Source organism: Thalassospira sp. CH_XMU1420-2, from assembly GCF_037029325.1.
Lineage (GTDB): Bacteria > Pseudomonadota > Alphaproteobacteria > Rhodospirillales > Thalassospiraceae > Thalassospira > Thalassospira povalilytica.
Genome location: NZ_JAYMEG010000002.1, coordinates 1034415 through 1053408, shown reverse-complemented (window position 1 = coordinate 1053408; position 18994 = coordinate 1034415). Strand labels below are relative to the sequence as shown.

Below are 18994 nucleotides of genomic sequence, written 5' to 3'. Positions count from 1 at the left end.
GTGCAGTGCAAGAAAACGGTAAAACACCTTTGCCTGTTGACCGGGCATCGGCTTATTGTAACAGCAATCCCGCCCATGGCGTTTTCCGCTGTTACCCAAGGTCAGATCCATCATGAAAATTTCCCTGTCAGATGCTCATACGCTTGTTTGCGATACTTTGATGCGCTGCAATGTCAGCCGGAACAATGCAGCATCCGTTGCGACCGCGCTGGTTGCCGCAGAAGCATCCGGACAGGGTGGTCACGGTTTCCGGCGCGTTCCGGCCTATTCCGCACAGGCCCGCGCAGGAAAAGTCGATGGCAATGCCACGCCGCAAATGGAAAAGTCGGCACCAGGTGTTTTGCGGATTGATGCGCAATACGGGTTTGCTTATCCGGCGCTGGATTTGATGATGGATCATTTGCCTGACATGGTCCGCCAGCAGGGGATTGCTGTTGCATCAATTTTTAAATCCCATCATGCCGGTGTTATGGGACTGACGGTCGAACGCCTTGCAGAGCAGGGTTTGGCGGCGATGATGTTCGCCAATGCCCCGTCGGCAATGGCGGCGTGGGGCGGTCGGCGCCCGATGTTCGGGACCAACCCGATTGCTTTTGGGGTGCCGGTCGGAAGTGCAGGCGATCCTGTGATCATTGACCTTGCTCTGTCGAAAGTCGCACGCGGAAAAATCATGGCGGCAAAGCAAAAGGGTGTCGAAATTCCCGATGACTGGGCATTTGACACGGACGGGAACCCGACAACCGATCCCGTCAAGGCACTGGATGGAACCATGGTCCCTGCTGGCGGCGTCAAGGGTGCAGCATTGGCAATGATGGTCGAACTTCTCGCAGCCGGTCTCACCGGGGCACAATTCGGTCATCAGTCATCATCCCTGTTTGATGACAAGGGCAAGCCGCCTGCTTTGGGCCAAATGATCATTGCAATTGATCCGGCTTCGACGGGCGGGGCCGGTGTCATGGGTCATCTTGCTGCGATTGCTAATGAAATTGCCGCCGAAGACGGTGTGCGTCTTCCGGGACGGCGCGGGAAATCAGCGCGCGCCATTGCTGAAGTGGACGGCCTTGAAATCGAAGATGATGTGATGTTCGCAATCGAAGCAATCAAGTAAAATAAATAACGATATATTTTGAATGAAAATCTGCACAGGTCATGGTGCATGTGCAGATTTTTATTTTAAGATATGCGGGATTATTTTCATATTTTTAGAAAATCATTTTAAATGTGATTTATCTGCATCGATGTATTTTTGAAATTACTGAAAATATATTTGATGTATAGACAAGTTTGATTGTTGTTGGCGTAAACAGAGCGCCGTAATCATCGAACTGTAACATCAGTGTCACCGTAGAGTCGCCATTCATGCGTAGCTTCGTCATCCAGCGAAACACATGCAGGCGATTTCTTGATGCTGGTTGTAGATATTTCTGGGCTGAACAAAAGCTTTACCCGTGACAAACGCGCACTGAAAAATGTGAAGTTACAGGTGCGGGAAGGCGAAATGGTTGCGCTTATCGGTGCTTCCGGTTCGGGAAAATCAACATTGATCCGCCATGTTGCCGGATTGCTGCGCGGTGATCGCGACGGCGGCAAGATCGTCGTGTTTGGCGAAACAATTCAGGAAAATGGCAAGATTTCGCGCGGCGCCCGCAAGGTGCGCGCAGAAATCGGTGTGGTTTTCCAGCAATTCAATCTGGTCAGCCGCCTGTCGGTTTTGACCAATGTGCTGATGGGGCTTTTGGGGCGTGTCCCGGCCTGGCGCGGATCACTTGGCCTGTTTACCAAATCCGAAAAAATGCGTGCCATGGCCGCATTGCATCGTGTCGGTATTGATGCGCATGCGACCAAAAAGGCCCGCAATCTTTCCGGCGGGCAGCAACAGCGCGCAGCAATTGCCCGGACCATCACCCAGGGTGCGCGTCTTATTCTTGCAGATGAGCCGATCGCGTCGCTTGATCCGGCATCCTCGCGCAAGGTGATGAATACCATTGATCGTGTGAACCGTGAAGACAACGTGACCGTGATCGTGTCCCTTCATCAGGTTGACTACGCAAAAGACTATTGCAAACGCACCATCGCCATGCGCGATGGTGCTGTCGTATTTGACGGGCCCTCCACCCAGTTGACGCCGGAATTCCTGCGCGAATTGTATGGCGAATATTCTTCCGAGCTTTTTGCAGATGGTTCCGGGGATGAAACACGTCCCGCGATTGAGCCGGTTGCGAAAAAGGATCTGGCCATCGCGACAAGCTAGCCGGGTCACGTTTTGACTGCCTTACCTCATCGACACACGTCCAATTCATATTTGACAGGGGACTTCTTATGATCGCCAAGACAATTGCATCTGCAGCATTGGCTGCAACCTTGCTAGCATCGGGCATTGCTGCTGCTGATGTTGAGTACAAGCCGCTCGAACAGGACCCGGAAAAACTGGTTTTCGGCTTCATCTCGACTGAGTCGAGCTCGAACCTAAAAGCCCAGTGGCAGCCGATGATCGACGACATGGAAAAGGCGCTCGGCAAGGAAATCGAGGCATTCTTTGCCCCGGACTATGCCGGCATCATCGAAGGCATGCGTTTTGGCAAGGTTCATGTTGGCTGGTTCGGCAACAAGTCGGCGATGGAAGCCGTTGACCGTGCTGGTGGTGAAGTTTTCGTTCAGACGTCCAAATCCGATGGTTCGAACGGATATTATTCCCACATCATCACCCAGGCTGATAACGACAAGCTCAATACCCTTGCCGACATGCTGAAATGTGATGGCTCGCTCAATTTCGGTATCGGTGATCCGAACTCGACCTCGGGCTTCCTGGTTCCGACCTATTACGTTTTTGCGCAGAACGGTGTTGATCCGAAGGATTGCTTCAAGACCGTTCGCAATGCGAACCACGAAACCAACCTGATGGCGACCGCCAACAAGCAGGTTGATGTTGCTGCCAACAATTCCGAGCAGCTCGCACGTACCGAAATGAACAAGCCGGAAATCACCGAAAAGGTCAAAGTGATCTGGACCTCGCCGCTGATCCCGTCTGACCCGATGGTTTACCGCAAGGACCTGTCGCGCGAACTGAAATCCGAAATCAAGGCCTTCTTCCTTGGGTATGGTCGTATGGGCGACGTTGAAGGTGCCAACAAGGTTCTGGCAGGTATCCAGGACGGTATGGGCAAATTCATGGAAAGCTCGAACGCGCAGCTTTACCCGATCCGTCAGCTTGAGCTGTATAAGAACAAGCTGAAAATCCAGAACACCGAAGAACTGTCAGCAGACGAAAAAGCAGCACGCGTTGCTGAAATCGACAAGAAACTGGCTGAACTCGAAATCCTCGTTTCCTACGAGTAATCGATCTTTCGACAGGGAGTGCACGGACCGTGTGCTCCCTGTTTGCATTTACCATCCGGGATTAACATGATGAATAGCAGCATTTCTTCCGCGTCATCTGTCGCAACGGAGCTTCCGCCAAGGGACCTGAAACGCTCGGCATCAAGCTTTTTGCTTTGGGCGGTCATTCTTGGTCTTCTGGCCATGTCGTGGGAAGGTGCGGATATGCGCCCGATGGCCCTGTTTGAAAACAGCGGCAATATGGTCGATTTCGCAGAAGGTTTCTTTCCGCCGGACTTCCTGATGTGGAAGACCTATGTCGAAGAAATGTGGATCACCATCCAGATCGCGATCTGGGGAACGGCGCTTTCAATCGTGTGTTCGATCCCGTTTGGCATTCTATCCTCTGAAAATATCGTGCCGGTCTGGGTTTATCAGCCTGTTCGCCGTTTGATGGATTCCTTCCGCGCCATTAACGAAATGGTCTTTGCCATGCTGTTCGTTGTGGCAGTCGGGCTTGGTCCGTTTGCCGGTGTGCTGGCACTCTGGATTCACACCACGGGTGTTCTTGCCAAACTGTTTTCCGAGGCGGTCGAGGCGATTGATCCCGAACCGGTCGAAGGTATCCGTGCAACCGGGGCCAATGCGCTTCAGGAAGTTATTTTTGGCGTGATCCCGCAAGTCCTGCCGCTTTGGATTTCCTATTCGCTTTACCGGTTCGAGTCCAACGTACGGTCGGCCACGGTCCTTGGTATCGTCGGTGCGGGCGGGATTGGTATGGTGCTTTGGGAATATATTCGCGGATTCTATTACGCCGAAACCGCGGCTGTCATGATCATCATCATCATTTCGGTCAGCCTGCTTGATATGGTTTCCCAGCGTCTGCGCAAGTTGGTGACGTGATCAGATGACTTTTCAAATCACGCAGGCCAAACCGGCCATGAAGGCGCTTTCGGAATATCCGACCATTGATGTCACTGCGACGGTTGTCGATTGCGAAATGGGTGTCTGGACCGAGGTCGGCCCACGGACATCGATGCGCGAAACAAAAATGGGTGACTATTCCTATGTCGTGAATGACAGCGAGATCATCTATTCCGATATCGGAAAATTCGTGAATATCGCCGCCCATACCCGCATCAATCCCGGACAGCATCCGATGGATCGGGCATCCATGCATCACTTCCAGTATCGATCAAGCGCTTATGAGCTTGGCGATGATGATCCGGCCTTCTTTGACTGGCGTCGGGAAAAACGCGTGACACTTCATCATGACGTCTGGATCGGTCATGGTGCGATCGTGCAGGGCGGGGTGACCATCGGCATTGGATCGGTTGTCGGTTCCGGTGCCGTGGTAACCAAGGATGTGCCGCCATACACCATTGTGACCGGCATTCCGGCAAGTCCCCTTCGTCCCCGGTTTGAAACCGATATCATCGATGCCCTTTTGCGCATCCAATGGTGGGACTGGTCCCATGATATGTTGCGCGAACGGCTGGTTGATTTCCGAAGCCTTCCGGTACGTGATTTCTGCCTGAAATACGATACGGTTTGAACCGGTATTGATGCTTGATTTTGCGATGCGCCGAAGATGAAATTCTTCGGCGTTTTTCATCAAACGGGTGTTGCGCGTTGGCGCGACAATTCCCAAGATGGGGCTCCGCCCCGCGGCATTCCGTCAAAGAGAAATCATGTCAGAATATCAACGCTATGCCCTTTATTATGCCCCGGCACCGCAAAGCGGCCTTGGGGCTTTTGGCAATGCCTGGCTGGGGCGCAATGCCGCGACCGGAAAGGATGTTGCGCGACCGGTTGTCGACGGGCTTGATGATGATGAAGTCGTTGCTGCCACCACATCGCCCGCCCGTTATGGTTTTCATGGGACTTTAAAGCCGCCCTTCACCCTGAATGACGGGCAAAGCAGAACCGACCTTGAAACCGTGATCAAAGATGTTGCTACAGAAATCAAACCGGTCACCTGCGGGCCCCTTAAGTTAAAGGCAATCGGTCGCTTTCTGGCGCTTGTGCCAACCGAACCCTTGGGCGACCTTGGCGCGCTTGCAGCATTGCTGGTGCGTGATCTTGATGATTTTCGCAAACCCGAAGACGAAGCAGCTATGAACAAGCGCCGCGTGGTGGGGCTTTCCGATCGCCAGGAAGCCAATTTGGTCAAATGGGGATATCCCTATGTGATGGAAGAATTCCGGTTCCATCTGACCCTGACCAACAAGCTTGAAACCGGTCAGGTTGCGAGATTTGAAAAGGCATTGGCACCCGTTGTTGCGCCGCTTTGTGCAGAACCGTTTGAAGTTGCAGATATCTGCCTGTTCGGGGATCCGGGTGACGGCAAGCCATTCCGGTTTTTGCAAAGATTTGCTCTTAAGGGCTAAACAAAAATGCTGCAGCAAAAACTGCAGCATTTTTTGTAATGTTTCGTTGGAAGGGACTGGGTTCAGGCCCGATTGGCGATTGCTTGATCAATCTCGATGGCGGCGATGAAACGTGCGATACCGGTTTCAAGATCGGCATCATTATCGACATGAACGATATTGTCGCCATAGATCTGATAGGCGGACGCACGCGCAAGACGTCGTTCGATATCAAGAATGTCCTCACGCCCGCGGGCTTCCAGACGTTTGCGCAAAACATCCCTGCTGGCCCGAATGTTCAGAACCCGGACCTGACCATGACCGATCAGGGATCGGGCATCATCGATCACACTGCGTGATACATTGACGATGACGGTTTTGCCATTTGCCACATCTTCTTGCACATGGCGCGGAATGCCATAGCAAAGATCATGCGCCTTCCAGCTCAGCAGAAAGGCACCCTGTCGGGCCATCTGAGCGAAATCTTCCGGTCGGACCGGAATGTGGATTTCCCCAACTGACCCGGCCGGGCGGGTGATGCAACGCCGCGGAAAGCAGATATGCGCTGCATCTTTCAGCCGTTCCCGTGCGGCATCCAGAAGGGTGTCTTTGCCAACGCCACTTGGGCCGACGACAAGGACCAGAAGTCCCGGTTTTATCGCGCCATCATGGGTATGGCGTTCGGTCATGACACCCGAACACCTTCACGCCAGACCCCGCGCACAATCGGATGATGCGGGGAATGATGCACCCGGATCAGATCGCCGCGCTTGCCTGTGGCAATTTCACCACGGTCCGTCAGGCCCACTTGCGTTGCCGGATTAAGCGTTACGGTGCGAATGGCGCGCGGCAAATCATAGCCGTCAAAATCATCAAACAGTTTCATCGCCCCGTGCAGCAGGCTGTGCGGGACATAATCACTTGAAATGATATCAAGATAGCCATTCTTGGCCAGATCGCCTGCGGCGACATTACCGCTATGGGATCCGCCGCGTACAAGGTTCGGTCCCCCCATCATCACACCAAGGCCGCCTTCGTGCGATGCCTTGGCTGCTTCAAGGGTGGTCGGGAATTCGGCCACGGTCATCTTGTCCTGCACGGCCTCGGCAACATGTTCGGCAGTTGCGTCATCATGACTGGCAAGGGCCAGGTTCTTGGCATGTGCCAGATCCACCACATGACGACGATGTTTGACGGAATAAAGTTCGGAATCGCGTTTGCGCGATGCGATGAATTTCCGCATTTCTTCGTCGCTCATGCCGTATTTGCCCTGATAGTAGGTGTAATAGGCATCAAGACTGACGAACTGGCGCTGACCGGGTGTGTGGTCCATCACCGAAAGCATTTTGACCAAAGGCAGATCAACAAGGTTATCAAGTGCCTCGATCAGTCCGCCATAAGACGTTTCGCACCGCAGGTGCAGTTTATGATCTGCGCGCAGCAACTTGTTTTCAAGCGCATGTTCAAGGGCGGTAACCGATTCAATCAGGCGTTCGATACGTTCCGAGCCATCGGTCACATCGCCTACTGAAATGGCATCAAACACCGTGGTGATCCCCGCACTTGCCACCTGGTTGTCATGGGCGACAACGGCCGCCGTGGCGGGCCAGCGGGTTTTGGGGCGCGGGGTCAGGTGCTTTTCAAGGTTGTCGGTATGAAGTTCCACCAGCCCGGGCATCAGGTAATCGCCACCCATATCCTCGGCACCGGCAATATTGGATGGCCGGTCGGAAACATCTGTAATCAGTCCGTCTTTGATCTGGACGGCGCCGTCAATGACTTCATTGGCCAGGACGAGTTTGGCATTGGTAAAAATCTGTTCAGTCATTGGCCCCAACTTTAAACGAAGTCACATCAAACGACCCGGTGCACACCGCATCACGGGTTTCATGGTCATGGAAAATACCGGCGATCGCCGCCCCACGTCCCTTGGCTTCTTCAATCAATGCCAGAACAGTGGCACGATTTTGGGCGTCAAGCGATGCGGTCGGTTCATCAAGCAGCATGATCGGATAATCGGCAATAAAACCACGGGCAATATTCACCCGTTGCTGTTCGCCCCCCGAAAATGTCAGTGGCGAAAGTTGCCACAAGCGTTCCGGAATGCGAAGCCGGGTCAAAAGATCGCGTGCCTTGTCCATCGCGGTTTCGCGGGCAGTACCCAGAGCGACCAGCGGTTCGGCCACGATTTCAAGGGTCGGCACACGCGGGATCACGCGCAGGAACTGGCTGACATAGCCCATGGTGCGTTTGCGCACCTCAAGGATCGAATGCGGGCTGGCGGTGGTGATATCAAGCCAGTCACCATCATGGAACACCTTGATGGATCCGTCAGAACACGTGTAATTGGCATAAAGCATGCGCATAAAGGTACTTTTCCCCGAACCCGACTCACCGGTCAGCGCGATGCATTCCCCACCCGACAGGGTGAAATCAACACCCTGAAAAACCGGAATGGTTACGCTACCCTGGGTATGGAGCGTAAAGCTTTTGGCGACGTTTTGAGCATGAAGCATTTCAGACATTTTCCCGCCCCGGTCAGTTCTGAAGAATGGAAGAAACAAGCAGCTGCGTATAGGGATGCTGCGGGTCATCAAGCACCTGATCGGTCAGGCCATGTTCAATCACCTTGCCCTGTTGCATCACCATCAACCGGTGCGAAAGAAGCCGGGCAACCGCCAGATCGTGGGTGACGATAATCACCGCAAGATTAAGGTCGTGAACCAGCCCGCGCAGCAGATCGAGCAATCTGGCCTGAACAGAAACATCAAGCCCACCCGTGGGTTCGTCCATGAAAACGAGGCGCGGGCTGGTTACGAGGTTGCGGGCAATCTGCAAACGTTGCTGCATACCACCCGAAAAGGTCGATGGCAGATCATCAAGGCGTTCGGACGCAATTTCGACCTTGCCAAGCCAGGCGTCCGCATTGCTGCGGATATTGCCATAATGACGATCCCCGATCGCCATCAGGCGTTCGCCAATATTGGCCCCGGCGCTGACATTCATGCGCAACCCGTCACGCGGGTTTTGATGCACAAACGCCCAGTCGGTGCGCATCAAAAGCCTGCGCTGGGCTTCGGACATCTGATAGACATCACACACGCCGTCAATGCGGGTATTGTATTTGACCGTCCCTTTGGTCGGTTCTTGCTGGGCGGAAATGCTGCGCAGCAAAGTGGATTTGCCTGAACCGGATTCCCCAACAATGCCAAGAACTTCACCCGGGCGAAGTTCAAAACTGACATCCTTGCAACCAACCCGGTCGCCATACATCATGGTCAGGTTGTCCACACGCAAAAGCGGATTGATCATCTGGGTCATTATTCTGCTGCCTTTTCGCGTGCTGCCTTGCCAAGCGGCTGGTCATGATGTTGCGGGCCGCGATGGCCGGCTTCCTGCCGCTCACTGCAGTAATCGGTGTCCGAGCAAACAAACATCCGGTTGCCCTGATCATCGAGAATGACCTCATCAAGGTAACTGTCGCGGGCACCGCACATGCCGCATTCATCTTTCCAGGTCTGGACTTCGAACGGATGATCTTCGAAATCGAGGCTTTTGACCTTGGTGTAGGGCGGCAGGGCATAGATGCGTTTTTCACGTCCCGCCCCAAACAGCTGAAGGGCCGCCATATCGTTCATTTTCGGATTGTCGAATTTGGGTGTCGGTGACGGGTCCATCACATAGCGATCATCCACCATGACCGGATAGGCATAAGTGGTGGCGATGTGGCCGTGACGCGCAATGTCTTCATAAAGTTTCACATGCATCAGACCGTATTCTTCAAGTGCATGCATCTTGCGCGTTTCAGTTTCACGCGGTTCAAGGAAACGAAGCGGTTCGGGGATCGGCACCTGATAAACAAGAACCTGATCTTCGCGCAGCTCCTTTTCCGGGATGCGGTGGCGGGTCTGAATGATTGATGCCTCGGCCGTTTTTTCAGTCGTCCCGACATTGGCAGTTTTGGCAAAGAACTGACGGATGGAAACCGCGTTGGTGGTGTCATCGGCCCCTTGGTCTATGACCTTAAGGGTATCATTCGGTCCAATAACGGCGGCGGTTACCTGTACCCCACCCGTACCCCAGCCATAGGGCATTGGCATTTCACGACCGGCAAACGGGACCTGATATCCCGGAATTGCAACGGCCTTCAGCAATGCGCGCCGGATCATGCGTTTGGTTTGTTCATCGAGATAGGCGAAATTATAGGCCGTTGCCCCATCCGCCGAATAATTGACAGTCTGTTCCATGGAATTACTCCGCGGCTTCGGGTTGGGATCGGGCGGCCTCAGTATCAAGCTTGGCCAGTCGTTCTTCGACTTCAGCCCGCATGCGGCGAACAAGTTCAAGTTCACCCTGGAAATCGACATAGTGCGGAAGCTTGATATGTTCGACAAAACCGGTGGACTGGACGTTATCGCTATGTTCCATCACGAATTCGCTGTCCTGCGCCGGACCCATGATCTGTTCGCCCATTTCATCGGCGCGCATGGCACGATCCACCAGTGCCATCGAAATGGCCTTGCGCTCGTTCTGACCGAACACAAGGCCATAGCCGCGGGTAAATTGCGGCAGCTTGGTTTTCGATCCCTTGAATTTGTTGACCGTTTCGCATTCGGTCAGTTCGATATCACCAATATCGATGGCAAAGCCGAGTTCTTCGGGTTCGATTTCAACCGATACGGTGCCATAGCGGATTTCACCAACAAAGGCGTGGCTGTTGGCGTATCCGCGCTGGGTCGAATATCCAAGCGCAAGAACAAATCCCTCGTCCCCGCGGCTCAGGTTCTGTAATCGAAGGTCACGACCGGCCGGGAACTTGACCGGTTCGCGGGTCAAATCGGCAACCGGTGCAGTGTCATCAACCGGAACAGGTTCGTCCTGAATAAGGCCCTCGTCATTCAGGATATCGTCCAGAACGCGCGGCATATGTTCATCCACCGGATGTTCGCCGCATGGCGCATCAAGCGGTTCCTCGCCATTGGCCATCAAGGTGAAATCCAGCAGACGATGGGTATAGTCAAAGGTCGGGCCCAAAATCTGCCCGCCGGGCAAGTCCTTGAAGGTTGCCGAAATGCGGCGTGATATATCCATGTCCGCGGTTTTGATCGGCTTGGAAAAGGCAAAACGCGGCAATGTCGTGCGATAGGCACGCATCAGGAAAATCGCCTCGATCAAATCACCGCGGGCCTGTTTGATGGCAAGGGCGGCCAGATCGCGGTCATAAAGTGATCCTTCGGCCATGACGCGGGTTACGGACAGCGACAATTGCTGTTCGATTTGATCGGTTTGGATTTCGGCAACCTTTTTGTCACCACGGCGCTGTTCGGCAAGCAGCCGGTGGGCATTGTTGATGGCGCGTTCGCCACCTTTAACGGCAACATACATGGTTAAATGACCTCAATCCGGGTGGTGCGCGAAAGGGCGGAAATCTGGGTCGGGCTTGCGAAAATCACATCAACCCCGCACGGGAACATGTGATGGTTTTCCGCACGCCAGGCATGGAAGCTTGCCGGCAGGTTCTTGATCGCAAGGTCATGGCTGTCCTTGATCCCCGGCCCGGTCAGTTTCATTGCCGGTGCATTGGTGATGTCATCGACCATCAGGATCAGGGTTGCCGATTGATCGGGATATTCGGCATTGCCCATCGAAAGACGGGTGATGAAGGAAAGGTCATCATCAATCCGGGCAACGGCAAAGTCGGCCTGCGCAACGTCATCACTGATGGGGCAGCCGCAATGGAATTTCAGGTGATCGTTCGCGGCCTTGGTCATGCAGGATGGTGACAGCCAGATGGTGGTGTCCATATCTGCCATGGCAAGGAGTGTCGCGGTGGCCGATGCATTCAGGCCATCAGGTGTGGCAATCGAAACCGGCAGGTCATAAATGCGCCCGGGCCGCGACATGGCATCAAGTAAAACCCGGAAAACGGCATTCGAATCAAAGGCGGCATGATCAAAGCCCGGCAGCAAGTCACTTGTCTGGGATTGCAGGGTCATTCGTCTTCTCCGCGGACAAGGGTAAAGAAATCAACTCTGGTTGCGGCAACTTTGCGGGCATGGTCGCGTTTGGCATCGGCCTGTGCACTGGCAAGGTCATCAATGAAATCCCCGGCCGATCCATCGCGTAACATGACGGCATCAAACAGTGCGGCATATTGCGCCTGCAAACGGTCGCGACCCTTGACATAAGCATGACCAACGGTGCCGTCCGAAAGGGTCACAGCACAGCGCGTTACGGTCATTTCACCAAGATTGAAACGCTGTCCCGCACCACCGGCGCGCCCACGTACCATCACCATGCCGATCTGTGGTTCGCGCAACAGGGACCAATTCTGATCGCCATAACGGGTGGTCCATTCGCTTTCCAGAGTCGCACGTGGCGTGCGTGCAAGAACCGACATCCAGCGTTGCCGCGCAGCGGTCGCCTGATCAACAGGCTCTGTCTGGTTCTGATGAAGGGGATTGTGATCCTGGGCGGGCCCGTCTGTCCGGGCGGTATGCGCCGTCATCTGTCTGATCCTTTTCCAGCAAGTCGACAAATTCAAAATTTGTCTAGACGTCTATACATATTCACGTTATAAGACGATTCATCGAGCTTGGCAAAGGTCTTGCGGTGAAAGTTTTATGAACGGGGAAAGTGATGGATTGGGAGCCGGGACTATCTATCTGGAAACAAATTGAAAAACAGCTTCTGGCTGATATTGCCGAAGGTGTGTTTTCACCCGGTGATAAAATGCCGACGGAGATGGAGCTGGTGCGCCGGTTTGGCGTGAACAGGCATACCGTGCGCCGTGCGATGGCGGCACTTGTCGATAGTCATGTGGTGCGCGTCGAACAGGGTCGCGGTGCCTTTGTCCAGGAGCAGATTCTGGATTATCCGCTGGGATCCAAAACCCGCTTTTCCCAGATCGTATCGGGGCGCCACCGTCTTCCCGATAAACGGCTGATCTCCTCAGAGGTGCTGAAGGCAAATGTAACGGTCGCCAATTGTCTTGATGTCAAACCCGGTACCCGCGTGATCGAACTGTTTTCCGTTTCCGAGGCCGATGGCATTCCATTGGCTGTGGCGACAAGCTACATGCCGGCAGCCCGTTTTGACGGCATCGTTGACATCTTCACCCAAACCAAATCCCTGACCGAGGCCTTCAAACGATTTGGCATTGATGATTACAGCCGCAAAACAACGCGAATTTCGGCTGCCTTGCCGTCATCACGTGTGGCAAGCCTGTTGAAACAGGCCAAAAACCGCCCGGTTATTTCAACGGAAAGCATCGATGTCGATTCTGCCGGGGTGCCGATCGAATATGGTGTCACCGCCTTTTCAAGTGATCGGGTGCAGCTGATTGTCGAATGACAAGGCTTACCGGGCATTTGTCAAAAGTTATGCTGGGTATCAGCCAAACATCAGCCTTGTTGCGCGATAAAGTCAGTTAACTCACTATGGATGTGGTGAGGCCAAAGGCGTCGGCTGAAAACACCTGCATATGGCTTAATATTCGCGGCCGGGACGCGCTTTATAAACCGGGAAGCTCAGCTTGAATTTGATCGCACAGGCGCGCAGCAAAAACGCACAGAAAAACGCAATGATCGCAACCGGTCCACGCGGCAATTCCAGAACGGCCGTGCCAAGGACATAGATGCTCGCCCCCAGAAGTGCGCAGCTGATATAGATTTCCGGGCGCAGAATCAGCGGGATTTCGTTACACACAACGTCGCGGACCATGCCGCCAAATGTTGCGGAAATCATTCCCAGAATGATCGCAACCAGCGGCGCAACACCAAGATTAAGACCAATCGCAGCCCCGGTTACACCAAATAGCGCAAGGCCAAGCGCATCAAGCCAGATCAGCGCCACATAGCGCCGTTCCACAAGATGAGCCGTGAAATAGGTAAAGATCGCAGCCCCGATACACGTCACCACCCAGGCTGGGTCCCGGATCCAGAAAACCGGCGTCGCCCCGGTGATCACGTCACGAACGGTGCCACCACCAATACCGGTAAAGGTCGCAATCAGAACAAAGCCGACCACATCCATCTGGCGTCGCGATGCTTCAAGCGCGCCGGTTATTGCAAAAACGGCGACGCCCGCCAATTCAAGCCAATAAATGATCTGGGTAATGGTCATGACGTGCTGTCTAGCCTGTTTGTTGCGAAAGCGGGCGGTTCGATGGGGTACGCAGTTTGGCAGCCACCACATCTTCAAGCTGGGAACGAAGCCATCTGTGTGATGGATCGTGCTGATATCGTTGGTGCCAACACATATAGATCGGAAGATCGATGGTGTTGACGGCAAGTGTATCGAGTGGCACGGGCACACGCGCAAAATCACGCAGGGCATGCTGCTGCAAAAGGCTTGGCAAAGTTGCGATCATCTGGCTGCCCCGCAGAAATTCGGCAATGGCGGTAAAGTTCGGCACCCGCAAAACGATGTTACGATCAATCCCCTGATTTTCAAGCATATCATCGAATTCTAGGGTGCGGTTATTGCCGTAACGAACCGTGATATGGCGGGCTGACATATAGTCATCTGCATTTGCCGGGGCTGCGCGCATTTCGGGGTCGAAAAACACCATGTAATGATCGGTCAAAAGACGTTTCTGGACGATATCGACACCTTCGGGCGGGCGCGGCGAAATCAGAAGGTCACAGCGATTTTCGCGCAACAAGGCCGGACCGGGCAAAAGGGATGGCACAACCGTCATCCGGATATCGGCAAGCTGCCTTTCAAGGCTTTCAAACAGGCTGGGCAACAACAGATCGCGTTGAAGATCGTTTGCGGCAATGGTCAGCGACAGGCGGGCATCGGCGGGATTGAAATCTGCCCCACTGGCAAAGGCCTGCATCTGATCAAGAAGAAACCGCGCCTGTTCGGCCAGGCTTTGGGCATGGGCGGTGGCAACAATGCCGCGCCCGGATTTGGTGAAAAGCGGGTCGCGCATGATCCGGCGCAGCTTGGTCAGATTGTGACTGACCGCTGATTGCGTCACGCCAAGCCGTTCGGCGGCTGCGGTTACCGATCCTTCTTCAAGGACGGCCAGAAACAACCGCAATGCATGCCCGTCCAGTTCCAAATGATCGAAATTGCTCATGAATTAAATGATAAATCATGCATTTATTTTATGCAATCGACTGCGCAGGATGTTCGCAAGACCGGCACAAACCGGAACAAACATTTTGCGGAGGAAGATCAATGGAATTCTATCAGCGTGACCGAACGCTTCAGCCCGCGGGCTATACGCCGATTTATAAAACATCAGTCGCGCGTTCCCCGCGTCAGGCGATGTTGTCGCTTCAGGGATCGTTATCCGAAACAACCGGGCCGGTATTTGGTCAGCACGAACTTGGTCCGCTCGATAACGATCTGATCCGCAATTATGCCAAGGATGGCGATCCGATTGGCGAACGCATCATCGTACATGGCCGGGTTCTTGATGAAAACAATCGCCCGGTTCCCCATACGCTGGTTGAATTCTGGCAGGCCAATGCCGGTGGGCGCTATCGCCATAAAAAGGATACCTATCTTGCCCCGATTGATCCGAACTTTGGCGGGTGCGGGCGCGCGCTGACAGATGAAAACGGCTATTACTTTTTCCGCACGATCAAGCCGGGGCCCTATCCGTGGCGCAACTATGTCAATAGCTGGCGTCCGGCCCACATCCATTTCTCGGTCTTTGGATCGGGCTTTGCCCAGCGTCTGATCACCCAGATGTATTTCGAAGGCGATCCGCTGATCAAGGAATGCCCGATTGTGCATGTCATTCCCGACGAAGATGCGATCAACCGCCTGATTGCGCCGATTGATCTCAATGGCTCAATCCCGCTTGATACCATTGCCTACAAGTTTGACATCGTCTTGCGCGGTCGTCGTTCGACCCTGTTTGAAAACCGTCTGGAAGGGAACTGATCCATGGTGCAGCCACTTGAATATCTCAAAGAAACCGCATCCCAGACGGCGGGTCCCTATGTCCATATCGGCCTGATCCCCAAACAGGCGGGCTTTGATATTTTTGAAAACAATTTCACCAATATCATGGCCGATGAAAACACCCGTGGCGAACGGATCATCATCGAAGGCCGGGTGATTGACGGGACGGGTACGCCGCTTCGCGATGCGTTGCTTGAAATCTGGCAGGCCAATGCGGATGGGCGCTACAATCATGAACTTGATCGCCAGAACACGGGCGAGATTGATGCAAACTTCCGTGGTTGGGGGCGCACCGGCACTGATTTTGATACCGCAGTTTATCGGTTTGAAACCATCAAGCCCGGTGTGGTGACAGGCCGAAATGGTCGGGATATGGCGCCGCATGTCAATTTCTGGATTGTCGCACGCGGTATTAATATCGGCCTGAATACGCGGATGTATTTTGGCGACGAACAAATCGCCAATGCAGCCGACCCCGTCCTGAACCTGATTGAGCAAACCGAACGCCGCAAAACCCTGATCGCAACGCGTGATGACAGCGGCGCTGTGCCGGTCTATCGCTTTGACATTGTTCTGCAGGGTGAAAACGAAACAGTGTTCTTTGATATTTGATCGGCGCGTTTGACGCTGATCCATGTGCATTCGAATATGACAGCCATATAAGATGGCTGTCATATTTTGTTTGGGTCCTTCTTCAAAACCGCTTGTCTGATCCTTATATCACCGTCATTAAATGCGGTATGGCAAACCAGCCGCACCGAGGGCAAACACGCAAAAACAATATGCCCCGGTTCCGGAGAGTGAGAGGGTCAGCCTTGAACAAGCTGTTTCAAGTCGGAATCCGTGTGCAAGTCGCCCTGGCAACTGCGCTTATGGTTGTCGGGTTGGCGGCATTGATGAGCTTTGTGGTCGGCAAACGGTCCGGTGCGGATTTACAAACGCAGATCGGCCTTGGCGTGTCTGATATCGCACTCCAGATGGCCGACGAGCTTGACCGCACCATGTGGACACATCGCGGCGAAGTCTCAGTTCTGAGCACATTGGGTGCCCTGCGCAATTTCGAAGATGTGCGCGAAATCAGTTCGATCATCAATCGGCTGCGCCGGGAAATTCCGATTTTTACCTGGATCGGTGTACTTGATCACGAAGGAACGGTGGTTGCCGCGACCGGTGACATGCTTGTTGGAATGAACATCGCCCAGCGCCCCGTATTCCAATACGGCAAGAACGGCCAGTTCATCGGTGATGTGCATGATGCCAAACTGCTTGCCGAAAAATTCCCGCTTTATAATGGTGAACCCATCCAGTTCGTCGATATTGCTGTGCCATTGGTCAATGACAGCGATGAATTCACCGGTGTTCTGGCAACACATCTGAGTTGGGAATGGGCCGATACGGTCCGCAAGTCGCTTTTTGGTGGTCAGGGTATCCATCAGAATGTCGATATCTTTGTTATTTCGCAGGAAGGCACGGTGCTGCTTGGACCCGATCAGGAACTGGTGGGGACCAGCCTGCGTCTTGATGCCCTGACCGAGGCAAAGCGCAATCATGTCGGCTGGAAAATAAGCATCTGGCCCGATGGCCGGGAATATCTGACCGGATATGCGCCTGCGGACGGGCATCTTGATTATGATGGTCTGAACTGGTCGATCCTGGTGCGTCAGCATGTCGATGATGCCCTTGCACCGGTATTTGAATTGCGCCGTGATATTCTGATCTGGGGAACGGTTCTTGCGGTCGTGTTCAGTATCATCGCCTGGTGGGCGGCCGGTTTTCTGGTCGGGCCGATCGGTCATATGGCCAACGCGATCGAAGCAATGAAGCGCGGCGAAATCAGCCAGCTCCCGGATGTGCGCGGCGCCCGCGAAATCAATATCCTGTCCAAAAACCTCCAGTCTCTGTTGGCCAAGCTGACGGAAAAAGATGCGGCATTGGGGGCGATGAAACACATCGCCCACCATGACAAGCTGACCGGGCTTGGCAACCGTTTGGCGATGGATGCCTATTTTGAACATGCCATTGCGCGCGCAGATCGCAAAAAAGGCGAACTGGCAATCCTGATGCTTGATCTGGATGATTTCAAACCGATCAATGACCGGTTTGGCCATGCGGCGGGTGATGACGTTCTGCGCGAAGTGGCAAAGCGGTTGCGGCGATGCGTGCGGGGTGGTGATCTTGTCGCGCGCCTTGGCGGTGACGAGATGGTCATTGTCTGTCATGTCGACAAAAACGGTGCCACCGAGGCAACCATGCTTGCCGAACGCATTTTGCACGAAATCCTGATGCCCTTCATCACGGGCGGGAACCGGGTATCGATCAATATGAGCATCGGGATATCGATCTATCCGGAACATGGCCATGACCCGGAAAAGCTTCTGGAACGTGCCGATATCGCGCTATATACCGCCAAGGCGCGGGGTAAGAACGGATATGTTCTGTTTTCGGATGTCGAAAAATCGTCCGACAGTTCAACTTCGCGGGCCTGACGCGCCGGTTGGGCCGTATCACAACAATTTCATCAATGATAAAACCCTGTCAGGCGCGGGTTTTCTTGACTTTGCAACGCGCCATCGCAATAAGCATTTCATGACAGTTTCATCCCAAAAAGACCTTGACCATTTGCGCCGGATTGGCCGGATTTGCGCGCGTGCCCGCGATACAATGGGGGCGGCTGCGGTTCCCGGGATCACCACGGCTGAACTTGACTATATCGGACGCAAAATCCTTGAAGATGCCGGGGCGGTTTCCGCACCCGAAAGCGAATACAAATTTCCCGGTGCGACCTGTATCAGTGTCAACGAAGCGGTGGCACACGGTATACCCGGCAATCAGGTTCTGGCCGATGGCGATCTGGTGAATATCGATGTTTCCGCGTCGCTGGACGGGTATTTTTCCGACACCGGCGCCAGCTTCATTTGCGGCACGGCAAAGCCGGAAATTGCCAAGCTGTGCGAAGATGGCAAAAAGGCGATGTGGGCCGGGATCAAGGTGGTGCGCGACAAGGCCCCGATCCGTGAAATCGGTCTCAAGATTGAAAATTTTGCCCGCAAGGGCGGCTATACCCTGATCCGCAATCTGGCCAGTCACGGGATTGGCAAGTCATTGCACGAACATCCGCACACCATCCCGACCTGGGACGATCCCAAAGAACGCCGTTCCCTGAAAAAGGGACAGGTCATCACCATCGAACCGTTCCTGTCCTATGGCGCGAAATGGGCGCTTGATGGTGAAGATGGCTGGACACTGTTTGCCGATACCGGCGATGCCACCGTGCAGTATGAGCACACCCTTGTTGTCACCGACAAGGGCTATGAGATCATGACGCTTGGCGAATAAACAGATTTTATGCTGCACTTGATGGTGCAGCATTTTTTGCAGCAAAAAAG

General features: G+C 54.0%; 21 protein-coding genes. 11 read left to right on the top strand and 10 right to left on the bottom strand.

The window, feature by feature from the left end; genetic code table 11:
- Positions 1 to 112: 112 nt before the first annotated feature.
- From WA429_RS09520 to WA429_RS09495, 6 genes are all read left to right on the top strand, one after another.
- Positions 113 to 1108, top strand: coding sequence for an Ldh family oxidoreductase (locus WA429_RS09520; protein ID WP_287465223.1), 996 nt, complete (start codon positions 113 to 115; stop codon positions 1106 to 1108).
- Positions 1109 to 1405: 297 nt separating this feature from the next.
- Positions 1406 to 2251, top strand: coding sequence for a phosphonate ABC transporter ATP-binding protein (gene phnC, locus WA429_RS09515; RefSeq protein ID WP_287465225.1), 846 nt, complete (start codon positions 1406 to 1408; stop codon positions 2249 to 2251).
- Positions 2252 to 2319: 68 nt separating this feature from the next.
- Positions 2320 to 3336: a phosphonate ABC transporter substrate-binding protein gene (gene phnD, locus WA429_RS09510; protein ID WP_068519969.1), complete on the top strand. Its 1017-nt coding sequence runs from the start codon at positions 2320 to 2322 to the stop codon at positions 3334 to 3336.
- Positions 3337 to 3405: 69 nt separating this feature from the next.
- Entirely contained in the window at positions 3406 to 4218 is an 813-nt protein-coding gene (gene phnE / locus WA429_RS09505; RefSeq protein ID WP_068519968.1) for a phosphonate ABC transporter, permease protein PhnE, read from the top strand.
- Positions 4219 to 4222: 4 nt separating this feature from the next.
- Positions 4223 to 4870: a chloramphenicol acetyltransferase gene (locus tag WA429_RS09500; RefSeq protein WP_287465226.1), complete on the top strand. Its 648-nt coding sequence runs from the start codon at positions 4223 to 4225 to the stop codon at positions 4868 to 4870.
- 136 nt (positions 4871 to 5006) lie between these two features.
- The gene (locus WA429_RS09495; protein WP_287465228.1) at positions 5007 to 5705 is read left to right on the top strand and encodes a DUF1045 domain-containing protein; all 699 of its coding nucleotides are present in this window, start codon (positions 5007 to 5009) and stop codon (positions 5703 to 5705) included.
- Between the two features lie 62 nt (positions 5706 to 5767).
- Here the strand turns inward: WA429_RS09495 and phnN are convergent, their stop codons facing one another.
- Genes phnN through phnG form a run of 8 tightly spaced genes read right to left on the bottom strand, consistent with a single transcriptional unit; the run spans position 5768 to position 12192 of the window.
- The gene (gene phnN / locus WA429_RS09490; RefSeq protein WP_287465230.1) at positions 5768 to 6373 is read right to left on the bottom strand and encodes a phosphonate metabolism protein/1,5-bisphosphokinase (PRPP-forming) PhnN; all 606 of its coding nucleotides are present in this window, start codon (positions 6371 to 6373) and stop codon (positions 5768 to 5770) included.
- Entirely contained in the window at positions 6370 to 7512 is a 1143-nt protein-coding gene (locus tag WA429_RS09485; RefSeq protein ID WP_287465231.1) for an alpha-D-ribose 1-methylphosphonate 5-triphosphate diphosphatase, read from the bottom strand. Before WA429_RS09485 ends, phnN begins: the two co-directional genes overlap by 4 nt.
- Positions 7505 to 8209 carry a phosphonate C-P lyase system protein PhnL gene (phnL, locus tag WA429_RS09480; protein ID WP_206928314.1) on the bottom strand — a complete coding sequence of 235 codons (705 nt, stop codon included), beginning with the start codon at positions 8207 to 8209 and terminating at the stop codon, positions 7505 to 7507. Before phnL ends, WA429_RS09485 begins: the two co-directional genes overlap by 8 nt.
- Positions 8210 to 8222: 13 nt before the next feature.
- On the bottom strand, positions 8223 to 9005 hold the full coding sequence (gene phnK, locus WA429_RS09475; RefSeq protein WP_181848990.1) for a phosphonate C-P lyase system protein PhnK: 783 nt from the start codon (positions 9003 to 9005) through the stop codon (positions 8223 to 8225).
- On the bottom strand, positions 9005 to 9931 hold the full coding sequence (locus WA429_RS09470; RefSeq protein ID WP_287465232.1) for an alpha-D-ribose 1-methylphosphonate 5-phosphate C-P-lyase PhnJ: 927 nt from the start codon (positions 9929 to 9931) through the stop codon (positions 9005 to 9007). The genes phnK and WA429_RS09470 overlap by 1 nt, the downstream gene beginning before the upstream one ends.
- A 4-nt stretch (positions 9932 to 9935) precedes the next feature.
- Positions 9936 to 11069: a carbon-phosphorus lyase complex subunit PhnI gene (locus WA429_RS09465; RefSeq protein ID WP_287465233.1), complete on the bottom strand. Its 1134-nt coding sequence runs from the start codon at positions 11067 to 11069 to the stop codon at positions 9936 to 9938.
- Between the two features lie 2 nt (positions 11070 to 11071).
- Positions 11072 to 11680, bottom strand: a complete 609-nt coding sequence (gene phnH / locus WA429_RS09460; RefSeq protein WP_287465234.1) for a phosphonate C-P lyase system protein PhnH — start codon at positions 11678 to 11680, stop codon at positions 11072 to 11074.
- Entirely contained in the window at positions 11677 to 12192 is a 516-nt protein-coding gene (phnG, locus tag WA429_RS09455; protein ID WP_287465236.1) for a phosphonate C-P lyase system protein PhnG, read from the bottom strand. The genes phnH and phnG overlap by 4 nt, the downstream gene beginning before the upstream one ends.
- 131 nt (positions 12193 to 12323) lie before the next feature.
- On the opposite strand from phnG, the gene phnF reads away from it, so the two are divergent.
- Positions 12324 to 13037 (top strand): phosphonate metabolism transcriptional regulator PhnF, encoded by a 714-nt coding sequence (gene phnF, locus WA429_RS09450; protein WP_114114097.1) that lies wholly within the window; start codon positions 12324 to 12326, stop codon positions 13035 to 13037.
- Positions 13038 to 13172: 135 nt separating this feature from the next.
- Here the strand turns inward: phnF and WA429_RS09445 are convergent, their stop codons facing one another.
- Entirely contained in the window at positions 13173 to 13808 is a 636-nt protein-coding gene (locus WA429_RS09445) for a trimeric intracellular cation channel family protein (RefSeq protein WP_068519953.1), read from the bottom strand.
- A 10-nt stretch (positions 13809 to 13818) separates the two neighbouring features.
- Positions 13819 to 14772 carry a LysR family transcriptional regulator gene (locus tag WA429_RS09440; RefSeq protein ID WP_286885926.1) on the bottom strand — a complete coding sequence of 318 codons (954 nt, stop codon included), beginning with the start codon at positions 14770 to 14772 and terminating at the stop codon, positions 13819 to 13821.
- A 101-nt stretch (positions 14773 to 14873) separates the two neighbouring features.
- On the opposite strand from WA429_RS09440, the gene pcaH reads away from it, so the two are divergent.
- The 4 genes from pcaH to map all read left to right on the top strand — a co-directional run bounded on the left by pcaH (position 14874) and on the right by map (position 18944).
- Positions 14874 to 15587, top strand: coding sequence for a protocatechuate 3,4-dioxygenase subunit beta (pcaH, locus tag WA429_RS09435; protein WP_068519950.1), 714 nt, complete (start codon positions 14874 to 14876; stop codon positions 15585 to 15587).
- 3 nt (positions 15588 to 15590) lie between these two features.
- Positions 15591 to 16220 carry a protocatechuate 3,4-dioxygenase subunit alpha gene (gene pcaG, locus WA429_RS09430; RefSeq protein WP_287465238.1) on the top strand — a complete coding sequence of 210 codons (630 nt, stop codon included), beginning with the start codon at positions 15591 to 15593 and terminating at the stop codon, positions 16218 to 16220.
- Between the two features lie 233 nt (positions 16221 to 16453).
- Positions 16454 to 18094: a GGDEF domain-containing protein gene (locus WA429_RS09425; RefSeq protein ID WP_287465239.1), complete on the top strand. Its 1641-nt coding sequence runs from the start codon at positions 16454 to 16456 to the stop codon at positions 18092 to 18094.
- A 100-nt stretch (positions 18095 to 18194) separates the two neighbouring features.
- The gene (gene map / locus WA429_RS09420) at positions 18195 to 18944 is read left to right on the top strand and encodes a type I methionyl aminopeptidase (protein WP_287465240.1); all 750 of its coding nucleotides are present in this window, start codon (positions 18195 to 18197) and stop codon (positions 18942 to 18944) included.
- Positions 18945 to 18994: the final 50 nt, after the last annotated feature.

Excerpts from the sequence above, each read along its gene's own strand:
- WA429_RS09485 (WP_287465231.1), bottom strand. The coding sequence starts at position 7,512 with ATGACTGAACAGATTTTTACCAATGCCAAACTCGTCCTGGCCAATGAA.
- WA429_RS09465 (WP_287465233.1), bottom strand. The coding sequence starts at position 11,069 with ATGTATGTTGCCGTTAAAGGTGGCGAACGCGCCATCAACAATGCCCAC.
- phnF (WP_114114097.1), top strand. The coding sequence starts at position 12,324 with ATGGATTGGGAGCCGGGACTATCTATCTGGAAACAAATTGAAAAACAG.
- phnG (WP_287465236.1), bottom strand. The coding sequence starts at position 12,192 with ATGACGGCGCATACCGCCCGGACAGACGGGCCCGCCCAGGATCACAAT.
- phnE (WP_068519968.1), top strand. The coding sequence starts at position 3,406 with ATGAATAGCAGCATTTCTTCCGCGTCATCTGTCGCAACGGAGCTTCCG.
- phnC (WP_287465225.1), top strand. The coding sequence starts at position 1,406 with ATGCTGGTTGTAGATATTTCTGGGCTGAACAAAAGCTTTACCCGTGAC.
- pcaH (WP_068519950.1), top strand. The coding sequence starts at position 14,874 with ATGGAATTCTATCAGCGTGACCGAACGCTTCAGCCCGCGGGCTATACG.
- phnN (WP_287465230.1), bottom strand. The coding sequence starts at position 6,373 with ATGACCGAACGCCATACCCATGATGGCGCGATAAAACCGGGACTTCTG.
- map (WP_287465240.1), top strand. The coding sequence starts at position 18,195 with ATGACAGTTTCATCCCAAAAAGACCTTGACCATTTGCGCCGGATTGGC.
- phnH (WP_287465234.1), bottom strand. The coding sequence starts at position 11,680 with ATGACCCTGCAATCCCAGACAAGTGACTTGCTGCCGGGCTTTGATCAT.
- pcaG (WP_287465238.1), top strand. The coding sequence starts at position 15,591 with ATGGTGCAGCCACTTGAATATCTCAAAGAAACCGCATCCCAGACGGCG.
- WA429_RS09445 (WP_068519953.1), bottom strand. The coding sequence starts at position 13,808 with ATGACCATTACCCAGATCATTTATTGGCTTGAATTGGCGGGCGTCGCC.
- phnL (WP_206928314.1), bottom strand. The coding sequence starts at position 8,209 with ATGTCTGAAATGCTTCATGCTCAAAACGTCGCCAAAAGCTTTACGCTC.
- WA429_RS09500 (WP_287465226.1), top strand. The coding sequence starts at position 4,223 with ATGACTTTTCAAATCACGCAGGCCAAACCGGCCATGAAGGCGCTTTCG.
- phnK (WP_181848990.1), bottom strand. The coding sequence starts at position 9,005 with ATGACCCAGATGATCAATCCGCTTTTGCGTGTGGACAACCTGACCATG.
- WA429_RS09440 (WP_286885926.1), bottom strand. The coding sequence starts at position 14,772 with ATGAGCAATTTCGATCATTTGGAACTGGACGGGCATGCATTGCGGTTG.
- phnD (WP_068519969.1), top strand. The coding sequence starts at position 2,320 with ATGATCGCCAAGACAATTGCATCTGCAGCATTGGCTGCAACCTTGCTA.
- WA429_RS09470 (WP_287465232.1), bottom strand. The coding sequence starts at position 9,931 with ATGGAACAGACTGTCAATTATTCGGCGGATGGGGCAACGGCCTATAAT.
- WA429_RS09495 (WP_287465228.1), top strand. The coding sequence starts at position 5,007 with ATGTCAGAATATCAACGCTATGCCCTTTATTATGCCCCGGCACCGCAA.
- WA429_RS09520 (WP_287465223.1), top strand. The coding sequence starts at position 113 with ATGAAAATTTCCCTGTCAGATGCTCATACGCTTGTTTGCGATACTTTG.